The sequence below is a fragment of the Nonomuraea sp. NPDC002799 genome (assembly GCF_053592075.1).
The window spans coordinates 21,337-37,846 of sequence record NZ_JBSFVA010000043.1; the positions used below are offsets into that span (position 1 = coordinate 21,337).

The 16,510-nt window shown below is 70.7% G+C and carries 14 protein-coding genes; 12 read left to right on the top strand and 2 right to left on the bottom strand.

The genetic code is table 11. The features are described from left to right. Positions 1-41: 41 nt before the first annotated feature. From pdxT to ACWD0F_RS44270, 12 genes are all read left to right on the top strand, one after another. On the top strand, positions 42-656 hold the full coding sequence (pdxT, locus tag ACWD0F_RS44215) for a pyridoxal 5'-phosphate synthase glutaminase subunit PdxT (protein WP_449887957.1): 615 nt from the start codon (positions 42-44) through the stop codon (positions 654-656). Between the two features lie 3 nt (positions 657-659). Next, on the top strand, positions 660-1,412 hold the full coding sequence (locus tag ACWD0F_RS44220) for a YebC/PmpR family DNA-binding transcriptional regulator (RefSeq protein ID WP_449887959.1): 753 nt from the start codon (positions 660-662) through the stop codon (positions 1,410-1,412). Between the two features lie 275 nt (positions 1,413-1,687). After that, positions 1,688-3,601, top strand: coding sequence for a hypothetical protein (locus ACWD0F_RS44225; RefSeq protein ID WP_449887960.1), 1,914 nt, complete (start codon positions 1,688-1,690; stop codon positions 3,599-3,601). Between the two features lie 11 nt (positions 3,602-3,612). Beyond that, positions 3,613-4,755, top strand: coding sequence for a GNAT family N-acetyltransferase (locus tag ACWD0F_RS44230; protein ID WP_449887962.1), 1,143 nt, complete (start codon positions 3,613-3,615; stop codon positions 4,753-4,755). Between the two features lie 135 nt (positions 4,756-4,890). Next, on the top strand, positions 4,891-5,424 hold the full coding sequence (ruvC, locus tag ACWD0F_RS44235; protein ID WP_449888035.1) for a crossover junction endodeoxyribonuclease RuvC: 534 nt from the start codon (positions 4,891-4,893) through the stop codon (positions 5,422-5,424). A gap of 121 nt (positions 5,425-5,545) precedes the next feature. After that, positions 5,546-6,166 (top strand): Holliday junction branch migration protein RuvA, encoded by a 621-nt coding sequence (ruvA, locus tag ACWD0F_RS44240; protein WP_449887964.1) that lies wholly within the window; start codon positions 5,546-5,548, stop codon positions 6,164-6,166. Positions 6,167-6,349: 183 nt separating this feature from the next. Further along, a complete protein-coding gene (gene ruvB / locus ACWD0F_RS44245; RefSeq protein ID WP_449887966.1) occupies positions 6,350-7,381 on the top strand; it encodes a Holliday junction branch migration DNA helicase RuvB in 1,032 nt (343 codons plus the stop codon). A gap of 211 nt (positions 7,382-7,592) precedes the next feature. Further along, the gene (yajC, locus tag ACWD0F_RS44250; protein WP_449887968.1) at positions 7,593-7,973 is read left to right on the top strand and encodes a preprotein translocase subunit YajC; all 381 of its coding nucleotides are present in this window, start codon (positions 7,593-7,595) and stop codon (positions 7,971-7,973) included. 127 nt (positions 7,974-8,100) lie between these two features. Continuing rightward, positions 8,101-9,849, top strand: a complete 1,749-nt coding sequence (secD, locus tag ACWD0F_RS44255) for a protein translocase subunit SecD (protein ID WP_449888036.1) — start codon at positions 8,101-8,103, stop codon at positions 9,847-9,849. A 1-nt stretch (position 9,850) separates the two neighbouring features. Next, complete coding sequence (gene secF, locus ACWD0F_RS44260; RefSeq protein WP_449887969.1) at positions 9,851-10,837, top strand: protein translocase subunit SecF; 987 nt, start codon at positions 9,851-9,853, stop codon at positions 10,835-10,837. Between the two features lie 287 nt (positions 10,838-11,124). Next, the gene (locus tag ACWD0F_RS44265; protein WP_449887971.1) at positions 11,125-11,643 is read left to right on the top strand and encodes an adenine phosphoribosyltransferase; all 519 of its coding nucleotides are present in this window, start codon (positions 11,125-11,127) and stop codon (positions 11,641-11,643) included. A gap of 202 nt (positions 11,644-11,845) precedes the next feature. After that, complete coding sequence (locus tag ACWD0F_RS44270) at positions 11,846-14,038, top strand: RelA/SpoT family protein (RefSeq protein ID WP_449887973.1); 2,193 nt, start codon at positions 11,846-11,848, stop codon at positions 14,036-14,038. A 34-nt stretch (positions 14,039-14,072) separates the two neighbouring features. Here ACWD0F_RS44270 and ACWD0F_RS44275 read toward each other — a convergent pair whose 3' ends face one another. Both ACWD0F_RS44275 and ACWD0F_RS44280 read right to left on the bottom strand, forming a co-directional pair. Further along, positions 14,073-15,164 carry a cupin domain-containing protein gene (locus tag ACWD0F_RS44275; RefSeq protein ID WP_449887975.1) on the bottom strand — a complete coding sequence of 364 codons (1,092 nt, stop codon included), beginning with the start codon at positions 15,162-15,164 and terminating at the stop codon, positions 14,073-14,075. Positions 15,165-15,244: 80 nt separating this feature from the next. Continuing rightward, complete coding sequence (locus tag ACWD0F_RS44280) at positions 15,245-16,474, bottom strand: DUF349 domain-containing protein (protein WP_449887977.1); 1,230 nt, start codon at positions 16,472-16,474, stop codon at positions 15,245-15,247. Positions 16,475-16,510: the final 36 nt, after the last annotated feature.

Here is a 16,510-nt window from a genome sequence, read left to right on the forward strand (position 1 = left end):
CGGTGGCCCGGTTGGAAGATGCCAGGGCGTCCTGGTGTTTAATGCATCGAAACCCGGACTCGACGGAAGGATCGACTGTGCCCACGATCGGTGTACTCGCTCTCCAGGGAGACGTGCGCGAGCATGCGCGCATGCTCCAGGAGGCCGGCGCGACGGCCACGGCCGTACGCAGGCCCGCTGAGCTGGACGCGGTCGACGGCCTCGTGATCCCCGGCGGCGAGTCGACCACCATGTGGAAGCTCGCCGAGACCTTCGACATGCTGCAGCCGCTGCGCATGCGCATCAAGGAGGGCATGCCCGCCTACGGCTCCTGCGCCGGCATGATCATGCTGGCCGACCGCATCGAGGACGGCGCCGCCGGGCAGGAGACGATCGGCGGCATCGACATGGTGGTCAGGCGCAACGCCTTCGGCCGGCAGGTCGACTCCTTCGAGAGAGATCTGGACTTCGCGGGGGGCCGGGTGCACGCCGTCTTCATCCGCGCGCCCTGGGTCGACTCCGTCGGCGGCGACGTCGAAGTGCTGGGCAGGTGCGAGCCTGGGGATAGGATCGTCGCGGTCCGTCAAGGGCCGTTGCTCGCGACGTCGTTCCATCCCGAGCTCACCGGGGACGTCCGCGTGCACCGTTACTTCGTAGACATGGTGAGGGAGCTCTAGGTAATGTCCGGCCACTCCAAATGGGCGACGACGAAGCACAAGAAGGCCGCGCTCGACGCCAAGCGCGGCAAGCTGTTCGCGAAGCTCATCAAGAACATCGAGGTGGCGGCCCGGACCGGTGGCCCTGACCCGGACGCCAACCCCACCCTCTTCGACGCCATCTTCAAGGCGAAGAAGAACTCCGTGCCCAACGACAACATCGAGCGGGCGCGCAAGCGTGGCGGCGGCCTGGAGGCCGGCGGCGCCGACTGGCAGACCATCATGTACGAGGGCTACGCGCCCGGCGGCGTCGCGGTGCTCATCGAGTGCCTCACCGACAACCGCAACCGCGCCGCCTCCGAGGTCCGCGTCGCGCTGACCCGCAACGGGGGCTCGCTGGCCGACCCCGGGTCCGTCTCCTACATGTTCAACCGCAAGGGCGTGGTGCTCGTGCCCAAGGAGGCCGGGCTCGACGAGGACACCGTGCTGATGGCCGTGCTCGAAGCGGGCGCCGAGGAGGTCAACGACCTGGGCGACTCCTTCGAGGTCGTCTCGGAGGCCGGGGACCTGGTGCCGGTGCGCAAGGCGCTGCAGGAGGCCGGGATCGACTACGACTCGGCCGAGTCCGGGTTCCTGCCCACGATGAGCGTGCCGCTCGACGAGGACGGGGCCAAGAAGGTCTTCCGCCTCATCGACGCGCTGGAGGACAGCGACGACGTGCAGAACGTCTTCGCCAACTTCGACGTGTCGGACGACGTGCTGGCGGCGCTGGACTAGCCGGCTCGGCCTCCCGCGAGGGCTCGGTCCCCACCGGGCCCTCTTCGCCTGGCCGCGCCCGCTCGAGCTGCCTGTTCACACCGGTACGGTGGCTTGGCTACGCCTGCTTGAGCTGCCTCTTCGTGTCGGTACGGTGGCCGGCTCGTGCTCGGCTTGGGCGCTTGCTCCGCGCTTGCCGGCCTTCGTGGGGTGGACGCCGCGACCTGTTTCGCCGTACGCGATCGGGCGTGTCCTTGGCGTGCGCGAGGGCCCGGGGCAGCGTAGGGTCGGGCGACGTGACTTCCCCCGCCCCTCCTCCCCAGACCTCCGCTCCCGCTCTCGGCTGGCTGCTCGTCGTGCCCGCGGTGCTCGGCACCCTGATCACGCTCGTGCTGCCGACGGCCCAGACGATCTGGCTCAGCCTCCACAGCGGAGGCGTCCTGCGGGAGAGCACCTATGTGGGGACAGCCAACTACACCGAACTGCTCGGCGACGACACGTTCTGGCGGGCGCTCGGCTTCACCGTCTCGCTGATCGTGATCCCGCTGCTGGTCGCCGTGGTGGTGGCGCCGTTACTGGCGCTGGCGCTCGACCGGGCGGGCACCTGGCCGCGACGAGCGGGGCGGATCGCGTTGTCGCTGGCCATCGTCACGTTCTCGCCGGTGGGGGTGGCCGCGGCCTGGCTGCGGGGGCTGGTGCCGGACGCGCCCGGCCTGCTGAGCCTGGTCGAAGGACTGCGCGAGCCGGCCACCGCCCCTGGAACGCTCCGGCTCGTCGTCGCGGTGGCCACGTTCGGGATCGTCTGCTCGCTCGCGGTGACCGCGTTCCTGCCGGCTCTGCGCGCCGGCACCCCGGCGGCACCCGGCCTCCAGCCGTCCGGCGCCTCGTCGCCGGACCCGTTCCAGCCGGCTCCCTTCCCCGGCCCCGCCCACCCCGGCCCTGCGCACGCGGGCCCCATGCACCCCGGCCCTCTACAGTCCGGCGCCGTGCACCTTGGCCCGCAGCAGTCCGCTGCCCTGCACCCTGGCCCGCAGCGGTCCGGTGGCCTGCATCCCGGCGCCCTGCAGGACCGGCAGTACGTGCCGTCCGACGTCGTGCCGGCGGGCGCCGCGTCGCGCGGCCGTGGGGCTGCGGGGGCGATGATCGTGGTGGGGATCCTGGTCGCGCTCTCCGTCGTCGCCGTGGGGCTCCAGGCGTTCTCGATCGGCCTCGTGCTGACCCGGGGCGGCCCTCAGCGCGTCACAGAGACGCTCGCGGGCCTCCAGTACGACTATGCCTTCAGAGCGGCCCAGTTCGGCCCTGGCGCGTCCGTCGCGGCCTTCACGGGGGTGATCCTCGGCGTGCTGGGCATCGTCGCGACCATCGTGGCGGTGGCCTCCCGCATGCGCGTCACCGTCACGCCCCGGGCCGCCAGGGACGCGCTGCAGACGACCGGGGCCGCGGGAGACGCGCGCGACCGGTCGCCGCGCGCCGCCGGCGTGGCCCTCGGCGTGACGGCGCTGGTCGTCTTCGTGGCCGCCGCCCTCGTGTGCGCCTGGCCCTGGATCGACGGCGTGCTCGCCTCGCTCGCCGCCGAGGGCGGCGACCTGCGCACTCAGGTGAACACCTGGGTGCCCGCCGCCGCCGGCGCGCTCGTCTCCGTGGGCGTCGCCTACCTGGCCGCCCTCGGCATCGGCGGGTTGCGCCCGCTCGGGCGCCACAGCGAGTGGCTGCTGCTGCTGTTCGCCCCCTGGTTGTTCGTCAGCACCGGCCCCCTCGGCGTCGCCAACTGGCAGAACATGCGCAACCTCGGCCTCATCGACACCTTCGCCGCCCTCCTGCCGCCCGTGCTGGTGAGCGTCCCCGCACTGCTGGTGCTCACCCTGCTCTGCAAGGGTCTGACCGAGCGGGCCGGCCGGGACTTCTTCGGCGGCGTGTTCCTGCCGTCGCTGCCCATGGCGGGCATCCTGGCCGGAGCCGTCGCGCTGATGAACGCCCAGGACCTGCTCTGGCCGATGCTCGTCGCCCAGAAGCCCGCCCTGTTCACCGCCCCGGTCGCGCAGATGGCGCAGATCGGCGGCTTCGGCGCCTCCACGCCGGCCGTGGGGGCCGCCACGCCGCTGGTCGTGGTCGCCGTCGCGCTGGTGGCCGCCGTGGCGGCGCACCTGCTCTACCTCGACCGGCTCGTCATCACGACAAAGGGTTCGCAGGCGCGGACGCCTGCCGCATAGGTTGGTCTCTCGTGGAAATCCGTGACGTTACACCTGATGACCTCGACGGCGTGCTCGATCTTCGCAAGCGGGCGTTCGGCCCCCTGACCGAGGCCGACCGGGACAACTGGCGCCGAGCCGTGACGCCGGTGCTGAGCGAGGGCCGCTACCTGGGGGTGTTCGACGGCTCCCGGCTGGCCGCCGCCGCGCGGCTGCGCGCCTTCACCCAGTGGTGGCACGGCAGGCCGCAGCCGATGGCCGGGATCGCCGGGGTCACCGTCAGCCCGGAGGACCGGGGCCGCGGCGTCGGCACCCGGCTCATGCGGGCCGTCATCGACCGGTGCGCCGAGCTCGGCGACGCGGTCTCCGCGCTCTATCCCGCCACCACGCCCATCTACCGTTCGGTCGGCTATGAGCACGCGGGAGCCCAGCACAAGGTGACGCTCTCCGCCGAGGCGCTGCGCCAGATCCGGCCCTCCGGGCAGGTCAAGCTGCGCCGGATGGGCCCCGCCGACGCCGCCGAGATCGTCTCCGTCCTGCACCGCGTGCACGGGGCCGCCCGCGCGAGCGGCCCCGTCTCCTGGGACGAGGGCACCTGGGGCCGCTGGCTCGGCGACGAGGACGACTTCCTCTACCTCGCCGACGACGGTTACGTCATCTACCGGTGGCACGGCGACGACATCGAGGTCGGCAGCCTCGTCGCCGGCTCCGCCGAGACCGCCCGGGCGTTGTGGTCCCTGGTGGGCACCTCGTCCTCGATCGTCCAGCACGTCATCGCGCCCGTGGCTCCCGACGACCCGGTGTTGTGGCTGCTGCGCGAGCGGTCGATGGATCAGGTCAAGCAGGTGCGGTGGATGTTCAGGGTGCTGGACGTGGCCGCGGCGGTGGAGCGCAGGGGCTTCCCGTCGCACGCCGTCTGCGACGCCGTCCTCACCGTGGGCGATCCGTTCGGGAGCGGCGGCACCTGGCGCCTGGAGGTCTCCGGCGGCTCGGGCACGGCCACGCCCGCCGGTGAGCCGGGCGCCGTCCTCAGCCTGAACGGCTTCTCCGCCCTGTACGCCGGCATCCCCACGGCCACGTTGCGGCTGAGCGGGCTCATGTCCGGCGACGACCGCTACGACGAGGCCCTCGACACGGTCTTCGCCGCCAAGCCGTACATGCTCGACTACTTCTGACCGAACCCGTCGTACTCGACCGAGAGAAAGCCGGACTTCCCGCAACACAAGGCCTTTGGCGATGCGCGGCCACGTCGGCGGGAGTAGAGTCTCGTGCCGAACAGATGTTCGGCGGGGCGCGGGGAGGGCATGCCGGTGCGGGTGTTGGGCGTCGATCCGGGGCTGACCCGGTGCGGCCTGGGAGCTGTCGAAGGACGTCCGGGCGCGCCGCTGACGATGGTGGCCGTCGGGGTGGTGCGCACCGGAGCCGACGAGGAGCTCGGCGCCCGGCTGGTCGGCATCGAGGCGGGCATCGAGCAGTGGCTCGACGACGTCCGGCCCGACGCGGTCGCGGTCGAGCGGGTGTTCAGCCAGCACAACGTGCGCACCGTCATGGGCACCGCCCAGGCGGCGGGCATCGCGATGCTCTGCGCGGCCAGGCGCGGCCTGCCCGTGGCGCTGCACACGCCGTCCGAGGTCAAGGCCGCCATCACCGGCAGCGGCACCGCCGACAAGAAGCAGATCGGCGTCATGGTCACCCGCCTGCTCCGCCTGACGGAGATGCCCAAGCCGGCCGACGCGGCGGACGCGCTCGCCCTGGCCATCTGCCACGTCTGGCGTGGCGGCGCCCAGCACCGCATCGCCGCAGCCGTCGCCAAGGCCACCCCCCGAAAGTCCCTCCGGCCATGACGGCACCGGCTGGTGCGAGAGGATGTCGGGCTGTGAAGGTGCCGGTGGTGACGGGCGGGGCGGCTGAGAGAGCCTGCGACCGCGTGCCGGCCAGGGGAGTTCGGCGGAAGGACGGCGGGCTGTGATCGCGTCAGTGGCGGGCAAGGTGGCGGCCGTCGCTCCCGACGGAGCCGTGATCGAGGTCGGCGGTGTCGGCATCCTCACCCACTGCACCCCGGGCACGCTCGCCACGCTGCGGGTGGGCGAGGCCGCGCGCCTGGCCACGTCGCTCGTGGTGCGTGAGGAGTCCCTCACCCTGTACGGTTTCGCCGCCGACGACGAGCGGGCCGTGTTCGAGCTGCTGCAGACGGCCAGCGGTGTCGGGCCCAAGCTGGCACTGGCGATGCTGGCCGTGCACACGCCCAACGCGCTGCGGGTGGCGGTGGCCAGTGCCGACCTCAAGGCGCTCACCCAGGTGCCGGGGATCGGGCAGAAAGGCGCCCAGCGCATCGTGCTGGAGCTCAAGGACCGGCTCGGCACGCCGGAGGAGGCCGTCAACGCCGCGCTCAACGGAGAGCGGCGGGTGGCCGTGTGGCGCGAGCAGGTCCACTCCGGGCTGGTGGGCCTGGGCTACTCCAGCAAGGACGCCGATGAGGCCATCGCCGTGGTGGAGCCCGAGGCCGACGCCGATCTCGTGGCGGGCCGGCAGCCGCAGATCGCCGCCCTCCTCAAGGCCGCACTGCGATCGCTGAGCGTCCGATGACCGACACCTGCGGTGACCCCGATTCCGCCGTGACGGCCAGTGCGCGCGGTGGTGCTGATTTGGATGTGACGATTGGCGCCTATGGTGGCACCGATACTGCGGTGAACGGCGACTCGGCTCGTAGCGCCGAGCCGGCCGTGCGGACGAGGACGTGGTCGCGGACGGGGATGGGCGGGAGGCGGCGTGGAGTTTGAGCGGGAGCTTGTGTCGCCCGATGCCGGCGGCGACGAGCTGCAGATCGAGGCGGCGCTGCGCCCCAAGCGGCTGAGCGAGTTCATCGGCCAGGGCCGGGTGCGCGAGCAGTTGTCCCTTGTTCTGGAGAGCGCCATGCGGCGGCAGCGGCCGCCCGACCACGTGCTGATGAGCGGCTCCCCAGGGCTCGGCAAGACCACCCTGGCCATGATCGTCGCAGCCGAGCTCAACGCCCCGCTCAGGATCACCTCCGGCCCCGCCCTGGAGCGCGCCGGCGACCTCGCGGCCATCCTGTCGACGCTGGCCGAGGGCGAGGTGCTGTTCATCGACGAGATCCACCGGATGGCCAGGCCCGCCGAGGAGATGCTCTACCTCGCCATGGAGGACTTCCGGGTCGACATCGTCGTCGGCAAGGGTCCGGGTGCCACCGCCATCCCCCTCGACATCGCGTCGTTCACGCTCGTCGGCGCCACCACCCGGGCCGGGCTGCTGCCGGCGCCGCTGCGTGACAGGTTCGGCTTCACCGCCCACATGGACTTCTACGACGTCGGCGAGCTCGAACAGGTTCTCTACCGCTCGGCCAGGCTGCTCGGCGTCGCGCTGCCGCCCGAGGGCGCCCACGAGATCGCCAGGCGCTCCAGGGGCACGCCCCGCATCGCCAACCGGCTGCTGCGGCGGGTGCGGGACTTCGCCGACGTGCGCGCCGACGGGCTGATCAACCGGGACATCGCCTCAGCGGCGCTCAATCTTTACGAAGTCGACCCCGAAGGGCTCGACCGGCTCGACCGGGCGGTGCTCGGCGCGCTGTTGCGGAAGTTCGGCGGGGGGCCGGTGGGGTTGTCGACGCTCGCGGTGGCCGTGGGGGAGGAGCCGGAGACCGTCGAAGTGGTGGCCGAGCCCTTCCTCGTACGCCAAGGTCTGCTGGCCAGGACCCCGCGCGGCCGGGTCGCGACCGCGGCGGCGTGGAACCATCTCGGCATGACGCCGCCTCCGGACGCCTTCGGAGCCGCGCTTTTCGACTGATTACAGAACGGTTGCAACCGTTTCAAATTGGGAACTTCCCCGCGCGCCGAAACGCTGCCTCGTTGCCGCGTTTCGCAACAAGCGCCTACACTCCGTGGCTTGGCTGGCTGTGTAGGCTGACGGGCTGAGCGGCGCGGCCCGAAGCAACGCACGGAATTTCCGGCGCGAGGCCGGTGTCAACTTCTTGTACGACAATGGAAGGTCGCCCCTTATGGACATGGGACAACTCGGAAGTATCCTGCCGCTGATTCTTCTGGTGGTGGTGTTCTACTTCCTGCTGATCCGCCCGCAGCGCAAGCGCCAGCAAGAAGCGGTCAAGATGCAGAACTCCCTGGCCCCGGGCGCGCGGGTCATGACCACGACGGGGCTGTTCGCCACCGTGGTCACGGTGGACAATGAGGACGTGGTCCTCGAGGTGGCGCCAGGGATCGAGACCCGCTGGGTGAAGGCCGCGATCGGCCGGGTCATCACGCCCGGCGACACGATCGTGGCCGACGAGCCGGCCGCGCACGACGACGAAGAGGGCACGAAGGAGTCCGAGGCCACCGTGGACCGCAACGGCGACCAGGACTCCAGCACCAAGCAGTCCTGACTAAGCTCTGCGACAAACCTCTATCTGAAAGAACTGACGACCAGTGGCCCGATCGACCAGCCGCCACAGCCGACCGGGGCGTACGCTCCTGCTGCTGCTGGCGCTCATCCTCGCCCTGGGCGGGACGATGTTCCTGCAGCAGGCGTACACGCCGAAGCTGGGACTCGACCTCGCCGGCGGCACGACGGTGACTCTGTCTCCGGTGACGCAGAACAACGCGGCTCCCCCCGAGGAGATCCTTGACCGCGCGGTCAACATCATCCGCGACCGAGTCAACGGCAACGGCATTTCCGACGCGGAGGTCGCCAAGTCAGGCGACAACATCATCATCTCCATCCCGGGCGTCGGGCAGGGCGAGGCCATCAAGCTGGTCGCCACCACCGCGGAGCTGCGATTCCGCCAGGTGCTGGCCATCGCGGCCACTCAGGTCCCGCAAAACCTGGCCACCAACGCGCCCACGCCGAGCGGATCGCCGTCGGCCTCCGCGAGCCAGCCGGCCAAGCCGTCCGCCTCTCAGCCGGCCAAGCCGTCGGCGTCCGCTTCCGCGCCGCAGCCCAGCACCTCTCCGACCGGCAAGGCGCTGTCGTCGGCCCTGACCGCGCCGACGCCTGCCGCGTCCGCGTCGGCCCAGTCGTCGACGCAGCCGTCCACCGAGCCGTCGACCGGGAAGACCGGGCAGAAGCAGGACACCAAGAAGGGCCAGGAGGCCAAGGCCACGCCGTCGGCGTCGCCCACCGGCCAGGCGAGCGCGCCCCCTGCGGACCCGAACGCGGGCATCAACACCGAGGGCATCGATCCCGCGGTGCTGGCCCAGTTCAGCAAGCTCGACTGCGCCGACCCGCAGAAGCGCGGCCAGGGCGTCCAGGACGACCCGGCCAAGCAGTACGCCGCCTGTGAGTCCGACGGCAGCTACAAGTACGTGCTCGACGTCGCCAAGGTGGTCGGCACCGACATCGCCTCGGCCTCGTCGGGTGTGCGCCAGGGCACCACCGAGTGGCTCGTCCAGCTCGACTTCAAGAGCAAGGGCGCGGCCGAGTGGAGCAAGCTCACCACGGCCGCCTACAACGCCCAGGAGCCGCGCAACCAGGTCGCGGTCGTGCTCGACGGCGTCGTCATCACCGCGCCCAACATCATCAGCCCGATCCCCGGCGGCCGGGCCGAGATCACCGGCGGCTTCGACCAGATCAGCTCCACCAACCTGGCCGAGCAGCTCAAGTACGGCGCGCTGCCGCTGAAGTTCAACCGCAGCTCGATCGACACGGTCTCCTCGACCCTGGGCCAGGACCAGCTTGAGGGCGGCCTCATCGCGGGCATCATCGGCCTCGCGCTCGTGGTCGTCTACTCGATGCTCTACTACCGCGGCCTGGGCATCGTGGCGGTGCTGAGCCTCGTGGTGGCCTCGATCATCACGTACACGGCCGTGGTCGTCCTCGGCCACAACGCCGGCTTCCGGTTGTCACTGCCGCACATCATCGGCTTGGTGGTCTCCATCGGCATCACCGCCGACTCCTTCATCGTGTACTTCGAACGTATACGTGATGAGATGAAGGAAGGGCGGCGGTCGCTTCGCGCGGCGGTCGAGGTGGCCTGGGTCCGCGCCCGGCGCACGATTTTGATCGCCGACGCCGTCATGTTCATCGCCGCGATCGTGCTGTACTTCCTGGCGGTGGGCGGTGTGGCCGGGTTCGCGTTCGCGATGGGCCTGACCACGCTGATCGACATCGTGGTGGTGTTCATGTTCACCAAGCCGTTCATCGCCTTGCTGGCGCGGGTCAAGTTCTTCGCCAAGGGGCATCCGCTGTCCGGTCTCGACGCCGAGCGCATGAGCGAGACCGGCAGCACGGCCGGCCGCACGACCACTCCGCAGGAGGCCTGAGATGGGATTGGGGCGTCGCCTCTACCGCGGCGAGATCGACGTCGACTTCGTCGGCAAGTGGAAGTTGTGGTACAGCCTTTCCGGCTTGCTGCTCGCGATCTCGCTGGCGGGCCTGCTGTTCAACGGGCTCAACCTGGGCGTGGAGTTCACGGGCGGGTCGGTCTTCTCCTTCAAGGCGCCCGCCGCCAACATCGAGCAGATCCGCACCGCCTTCGTCGAAGAGGGCGTGCACCAGCCGATCGTGCAGACGACCGGCAGCCGCTGGCGGGTCACCACCGAGTCGTTGTCGGAGACCACACTCAACCAGGTGCAGACCGCCATCGCCAAGGACTTCAACGTGCCCGCCAACCAGGTCGACATCCAGTCGATCGGCGCGTCCTGGGGCGGTGAGGTGTCCCAGAAGGCCTGGCTGGGCCTGGGCGTGTTCATGGTCGCGATCATCTTGTACCTGTCGATGGCGTTCGAGCCGAAGATGGCGCTGGCGGCCATCGTCGCGCTCATCCACGACCTCGTCATCACGGCCGGCATCTACGCCTGGTCGGGCTTCGAGGTCACGCCCGCGACGCTGCTGGGCTTCCTGACCATCCTCGGTTATTCGCTCTACGACGCGGTCGTGGTGTTCGACATGATCAAGGAAGTCACGGCCAAGCTGGGGCACACGTCCAAGCAGACGTACTCGATGGCGGCCAACAACGCGCTGAACCACACGCTGATCAGATCGCTGAACACCTCGCTGGTCGCGATCCTGCCGGTGGCGGCGATCCTGTTCATCGGCACCACGCTGCTCGGCGCGGGCACGCTGAAGGACCTGTCGCTGGCCCTGTTCGTCGGCATGCTCGTCGGCACCTACTCGTCGCTGTGCGTGGCCACGCCGCTGCTGGTGACGCTGAAGGAGCGCGAGCCGAAGTACCAGGCCATCGCCAGGAGGCTCGCCTCCTCGACCGGCAAGAGCAAGAGCTCCAAAAGCGCGGCGGTAGCCAAGGGCTGACCGGCCCCGTGCGCAGCCGACGCCCTCGCCCCGCACCGGGGCGGGGGCGTCGTCGCGTCCGCACAGACGTCTGAGGACGCCCTGGCGGATCCGGTGCGGGGAAAGAGTGCCTGTTGAGCACGTTCGAAGCTTGGAGGCGCTCTCAGACGCGTCCAGGCCATCCTGGGGCTCCAGGGCCGGGCTCGGTCCTGGAGCCCCTCGGCGCCGGAGGCGGTCCGAGGGGGTGCCGGGATGCACCATCATGGAGCCCGGCGCATCGGGAGCTGGAGAAATGCGAGGAAACGCCCATGAGTGAGCTGAGCGCTCTGATTCTTGACCGGATCAGGGACATCCCCGACTACCCCCAGCCGGGAGTCGTGTTCAAGGACATCACCCCGCTCCTGGCCGACCCGGTCGCGATGGCCGCCGTGGTGGAGGCGCTGGCCGGGCTCCAGCAGGTCGACAAGATCGTGGGCATCGAGGCCCGCGGCTTCATCCTCGCCGCGCCGGTGGCCTACCGGGCGTCCGCCGGGTTCGTGCCGGTGCGCAAGAAGGGGAAACTGCCCGCCGCGACCTGGGCGGAGTCCTACGATCTGGAGTACGGCTCCGCGACGATCGAGGTCCACCGCGACGCCTTCACGCCTGGCGACCGGGTTCTCATCGTCGACGACGTGCTGGCCACCGGGGGCACCGCGAAGGCGGCCGTGGAATTGGTGGAGCGGGCCGGGGCCCAGGTCGCCGGCATCGCCGTGCTCATGGAGCTGGCCTTCCTCAAGGGACGTGAGCGGTTGCCGGGAGTGGAGTTGCACTCTCTCGTGATCGTCTGAGCCGGGTCCCCGGCGGTCCGGGTTCGCCGCCTGGATACACTGGGGGATCTGGACCCGGACGTGAGGAGCAATCGCGGAGGGAGCCATTGCGTGAGGAGTCTGTGTGCCCCGTGATGTGGTCGTGCCTGACGTAACCGACTCGGGCAATGCCGAGGCGCCCGGCGTTCCGGCGGTGCGTCGAAGGCGGTTTGGGGGTGGGGCCATGAATCCGGTGCTGGAGCCGTTGTTCCGGACCGTGCGAGCCACCCATCCCAAGGCCGACCTGCGCGTGATCGAGCGCGCCTATGACGTCGCCGCCTACCACCACCGCGACCAGAAGCGAAAGTCCGGCGACCCGTACATCACCCATCCGCTGGCCGTGGCCACCATCCTGGCCGAGCTCGGCACCGACGACGAGACGCTCTGCGCGGCGCTGCTGCACGACACGGTGGAGGACACCGCCTACGGCCTCGACGAGTTGCGCGGCGACTTCGGCGACACGATCGGGTCCCTGGTCGACGGCGTCACCAAGCTCGACAAGGTCAAGTTCGGCGACGCGGCGCAGGCCGAGACCGTGCGCAAGATGGTCGTCGCCATGTCGCGCGACATCCGGGTGCTGATCATCAAGCTGGCCGACCGGCTGCACAACATGCGCACCATGCGCTACCTGCCCGAGCACAAGAGGCACCAGAAGTCGCGCGAGACGCTGGAGATCTTCGCGCCGCTGGCCCACCGGCTGGGCATGAACACCATCAAGTGGGAGCTCGAAGACCTCGCCTTCGCCATGCTCTACCCCAAGCGCTACGACGAGATCGCGCGCATGGTGTCGGAGCGGGCGCCGCGGCGCGACCTGTTCCTGCAGGAGGTCATCGAGAAGGTCTCCGGCGACCTGCGCGAGGCGAAGATCCGCGCCGTGGTCAAGGGCCGGCCGAAGCACTACTACTCGGTCTACCAGAAGATGATCGCGCGGGACGTGGCGTTCGACGACATCTACGACCTGGTGGGCATCCGCGTGCTGGTAGACAGCGTGCGCGACTGCTATGCCGCGCTCGGCACCATCCACGCCCGGTGGAACCCGGTGCCCGGGCGGTTCAAAGACTACATAGCGATGCCCAAGTTCAACATGTACCAGTCGCTGCACACCACGGTGATCGGCCCCGAGGGCAAGCCGGTGGAGCTGCAGATCCGCACCCACGGCATGCACCACAGGGCCGAATACGGCGTGGCCGCGCACTGGAAGTACAAAGAGGAGGTCGGCGCCCCCGGCCCCACGGGCAAGGTCAAGCCCGGCAGCGACATGGCCTGGCTGCGCCAGCTCCTCGACTGGCAGAAGGAGACCTCCGACCCGGGCGAGTTCCTGGAGTCGCTGCGCTTCGACCTGTCGGTCTCCGAGGTCTACGTGTTCACGCCGAAGGGGCAGGTCATCCCGCTGCCCGAGGGCGCCACGCCGGTCGACTTCGCCTACGCCGTGCACACCGAGGTGGGTCACCGCTGCATCGGCGCCCGGGTCAACGGCCGGCTGGTGCCGCTGGAGTCGCGGCTGGGCAACGGCGACACGGTCGAGATCTTCACCTCCAAGTCACCCGACGCCGGGCCGTCGCGCGACTGGCTGAAGTTCGTCAAGTCCGGCCGGGCCCGCAACAAGATCCGGCAGTGGTTCTCCAAGGAGCGCCGCGAGACCGCGATCGAGGCCGGCAAGGAGGCCATCGGGCGGGCCATGCGCAAGCAGGGCCTGCCGCTGCAGCGGCTCATGTCCGGCGAGACGCTCCTGGCGCTGGCCCGCGACCTGCGCTATCCCGACGTGTCCGCGCTGTACGCGGCCGTGGGGGAGGGCCACATCGCGGCCCAGGCCGTCGTGCAGAAGCTCGTCGCCTCGATCGGCGGCGTCGACAGCGCGGAAGAGGACATCGCCGAGACCTCGCTGCCCACCCGGCCGCGCGGCCGTCCCCGGGGCGGGGGCGGCGCGGGCGTGGTCGTGGCGGGCGACGCCGACGTCTGGGTACGCCTGTCCAAGTGCTGCACCCCGGTGCCGGGCGACGAGATCGTAGGATTCGTCACCCGGGGGCACGGCGTGTCCGTCCACCGGGGCGACTGCACCAACGTCCAGCAGCTCAAGACGCAGCCCGACCGGCTGGTCGAGGTGAGCTGGTCGCCGAGCGACGACAGCGTCTTCCTGGTGGCCATCCAGGTCGAGGCGCTCGACCGGCCGCGCCTGCTGTCCGACGTCACGCGGACGCTCTCCGACCAGCACGTCAACATCCTGAGCGCCTCGGTCACCACGTCGCGCGACCGGGTGGCGATCAGCAAGTTCACCTTCGAGATGGGCGATCCGAAGCACCTGGGGCACGTGCTCAAGGCCGTGCGCAGCATCCAGGGCGTCTTCGACGTCTACCGCGTCAGCGGCGCGGGCGCCTGAGCCTCCCGGCCCCGGCGGGGCCGGGAGCTCGGCCTCAGCGGGGCCGCAGGTCGGGGAGGTTCACCACGATGGCCTCCTGGGTGCTGCGCGCGATCACGACGACGGCCTCCCGCGACGGGTCCGGATTCTCCTCGCGGTGCGGCACGTACGGCGGCACGAAGATGTAGTCGCCCGGCCCCGTGTCCAGCCGCACCTCCTCGCCGTCCGCCAGGAACACGAACGACGGCGTGCCGCTGACCACGTAGATGGCCGTCTCGGAGGCCCCGTGGTGGTGGTCGGATGAGCGGGTCGCGGGCGCGACGTGCGTCTGGCCCATCCAGAGCCGGTCGGATCCGGTGGACGCGCCGCTGATGGCGGCCAGCCTGCGCATGCCGGAGCTTTGTGCCGTTTCGCCCGAGAGCTCCCCAGAGGGCACGTGACGCAGCGGCCGGTGGAAGGGGTCGCCCTCGGCCCGGTAACCCTCCCAGAGGCGCCCTCCCGCCCGCTCCAGGACTCCCGAGGAGACCACGGCCAGGCGTTCAGGGTCGTCGTGCGCGGACAGCAGCTCCTCGGCCAGCGCCGGATCGTGCGCGCGCAGCTCGCGCAGCAGCCACTTGCCGCTGCCCTGCCACCGGCGTCCCACACCGAGCGCCATCCTGGCCGTCTCCTGCACCACCTGCCAGCGGATGAACGTGCGCTCGCCGGGGTCCGTGGCGCCCTCCAGGTCGTCCAGGAGATCGGACAGGGCGTAACGGGCGCGCTCGGCCTGCGAGCTCGTCAGGCCGCCGGGACCGGCCGACAACCGCTCGCCGAGGGCGGCCTGCAGGTCGCTGGCCCGCCCGCCGGTGCGGTCGGCCAGCACCGCGCCCTCCGCGCACATGCGGGCCAGGCTGGGCTGACGCCGGTCGAAGTCCTTGTCGAGATAGGCGTGCAAGCTGGTCTCGCTGTGCACGAACAACTCCACCGGCCACTCCCGCCAGCGCAACGACTCACGGTAGGGCCGGGCCAGCCCGTCGAGCACCACGACGACGTCGAGATCGGAGGTGCTGGTGCGGTGCTCGGTGAGCACGCTGCCGCCGGCGAAGGCGTACAGGGCGCCAGGGAACATCTCTTCGACGAGGGCGCGCGCGACGCTGACGGGATCCATGCCGTCAGCCTAGATCGCGCTCCCCGGTCCGCGCAGGGGATATGCGGCCCGGTGGAGGCGGTGACGCGCCTCCACCGGGGCTAGCTGAACTCGGCCAGCGTGCGCTCGGCCTCCTCCAGCCACGAGCGGCGGGCGATGAGCGCCTCCTCGGTCTCCTTGACGTCCTTGGCGCGCCCGGCGGCCTGCGCCTTGGACAACCGCGTCTCCAGCTGCGCGATGGAGGTGCGGAGCTGCTCGACCGTGCTCTGCGCCCGCGCCCTGGCCTCGGGGTTGGAGCGCTTCCACTCGGCGTCCTCGGCCTTGCGCACGGCCTCGTCGACCTTGCGCAGCCCGCCTTCGAGCCGGTCGCGCTGCTCGCGCGGCACGGGTCCGGCGGCCTCCCAGCGCTCCAGGATGTGCCGCAGCGCGCCGCGGGCGGTGCGCACGTCGGTGACCGGAAGGATCTTCTCGGCCTCCGTCAGCAGCACCTCCTTGAGCTCCGCGTTGGCCGCCAGCGACGCGTCGCGCTCGGCGAACACCGCCGAACGCGCCTGGAAGAACTGGTCCTGGGCGCCCTTGAAGCGGGCCCAGAGCTCGTCCTCGGCCTCGCGCGAGGCGCGCCCCGCGGTCTTCCACTGCTGCATCAGCTCGCGGTAGACGGCCGCGGTCGTGGCCCAGTCGGTCGAGTCGGAGATCGCCTCCGCCTCGGCGACGATGCGCTCCTTGGCCGAGCGCACGCCTTCGCGCTGCTCGTCCAGCCCCGCGAAATACTGCTTGCGGCGCTTGGCGAACGCCGTACGGGCGGCCGACAGGCGCTTCCACAGCGAGGCCTCGGTGACCCGGTCGATGCGGTCGGCGGCCTTCCACTCCTCGACGAGCTGGCGCAGGCGCTCGCCGCCCGACTTCCAGTGGGTGGTCTCGTCCGCGATGCGCTCCGCCTCGGCGACGATGCGCTCCTTGATCGTCCTGGCCTCCGCGCGCGCCACCTCGCGAGCCGCCTTGACCTCCTCGCGGCGCTGGCCGACGAGCTCCGTCAGGCCGTCGAGCCGGGCCGTCAGCGCGGCCAGGTCGCCGATGGCGTGGGCGTCGGCGACGGCCTCGCGCAGCTTGGCGATGTTCGCCTCCGCCTGGGCCGGAGCCAGGTCGGTGCCCCTGACGCGCTGTTCGAGCAGTTGCACCTGCCCGGCCAGCTCGTCGTACTTGCGATGGAAGTAGGCCAGTGCCTCCTCGGGTTCACCCGCCTGCCAGGAGCCGACGGCTCGCTCTCCCTCAGCCGTACGCACGTAGACGGTGCCGTCGTCGTCTACCCGGCCCCACGGGTCGGTGCTCACCGTGTCCTCCCGCACTATCCATCAGACCCTTCGGGA

Coding starts and splice junctions, on each gene's coding strand:
- pdxT (WP_449887957.1), top strand. CDS start 42: ATGCATCGAAACCCGGACTCGACGGAAGGATCGACTGTGCCCACGATC.
- ACWD0F_RS44220 (WP_449887959.1), top strand. CDS start 660: ATGTCCGGCCACTCCAAATGGGCGACGACGAAGCACAAGAAGGCCGCG.
- yajC (WP_449887968.1), top strand. CDS start 7,593: ATGGACATGGGACAACTCGGAAGTATCCTGCCGCTGATTCTTCTGGTG.
- secD (WP_449888036.1), top strand. CDS start 8,101: ATGTTCCTGCAGCAGGCGTACACGCCGAAGCTGGGACTCGACCTCGCC.
- secF (WP_449887969.1), top strand. CDS start 9,851: ATGGGATTGGGGCGTCGCCTCTACCGCGGCGAGATCGACGTCGACTTC.
- ACWD0F_RS44265 (WP_449887971.1), top strand. CDS start 11,125: ATGAGTGAGCTGAGCGCTCTGATTCTTGACCGGATCAGGGACATCCCC.
- ACWD0F_RS44270 (WP_449887973.1), top strand. CDS start 11,846: ATGAATCCGGTGCTGGAGCCGTTGTTCCGGACCGTGCGAGCCACCCAT.
- ACWD0F_RS44275 (WP_449887975.1), bottom strand. CDS start 15,164: ATGGATCCCGTCAGCGTCGCGCGCGCCCTCGTCGAAGAGATGTTCCCT.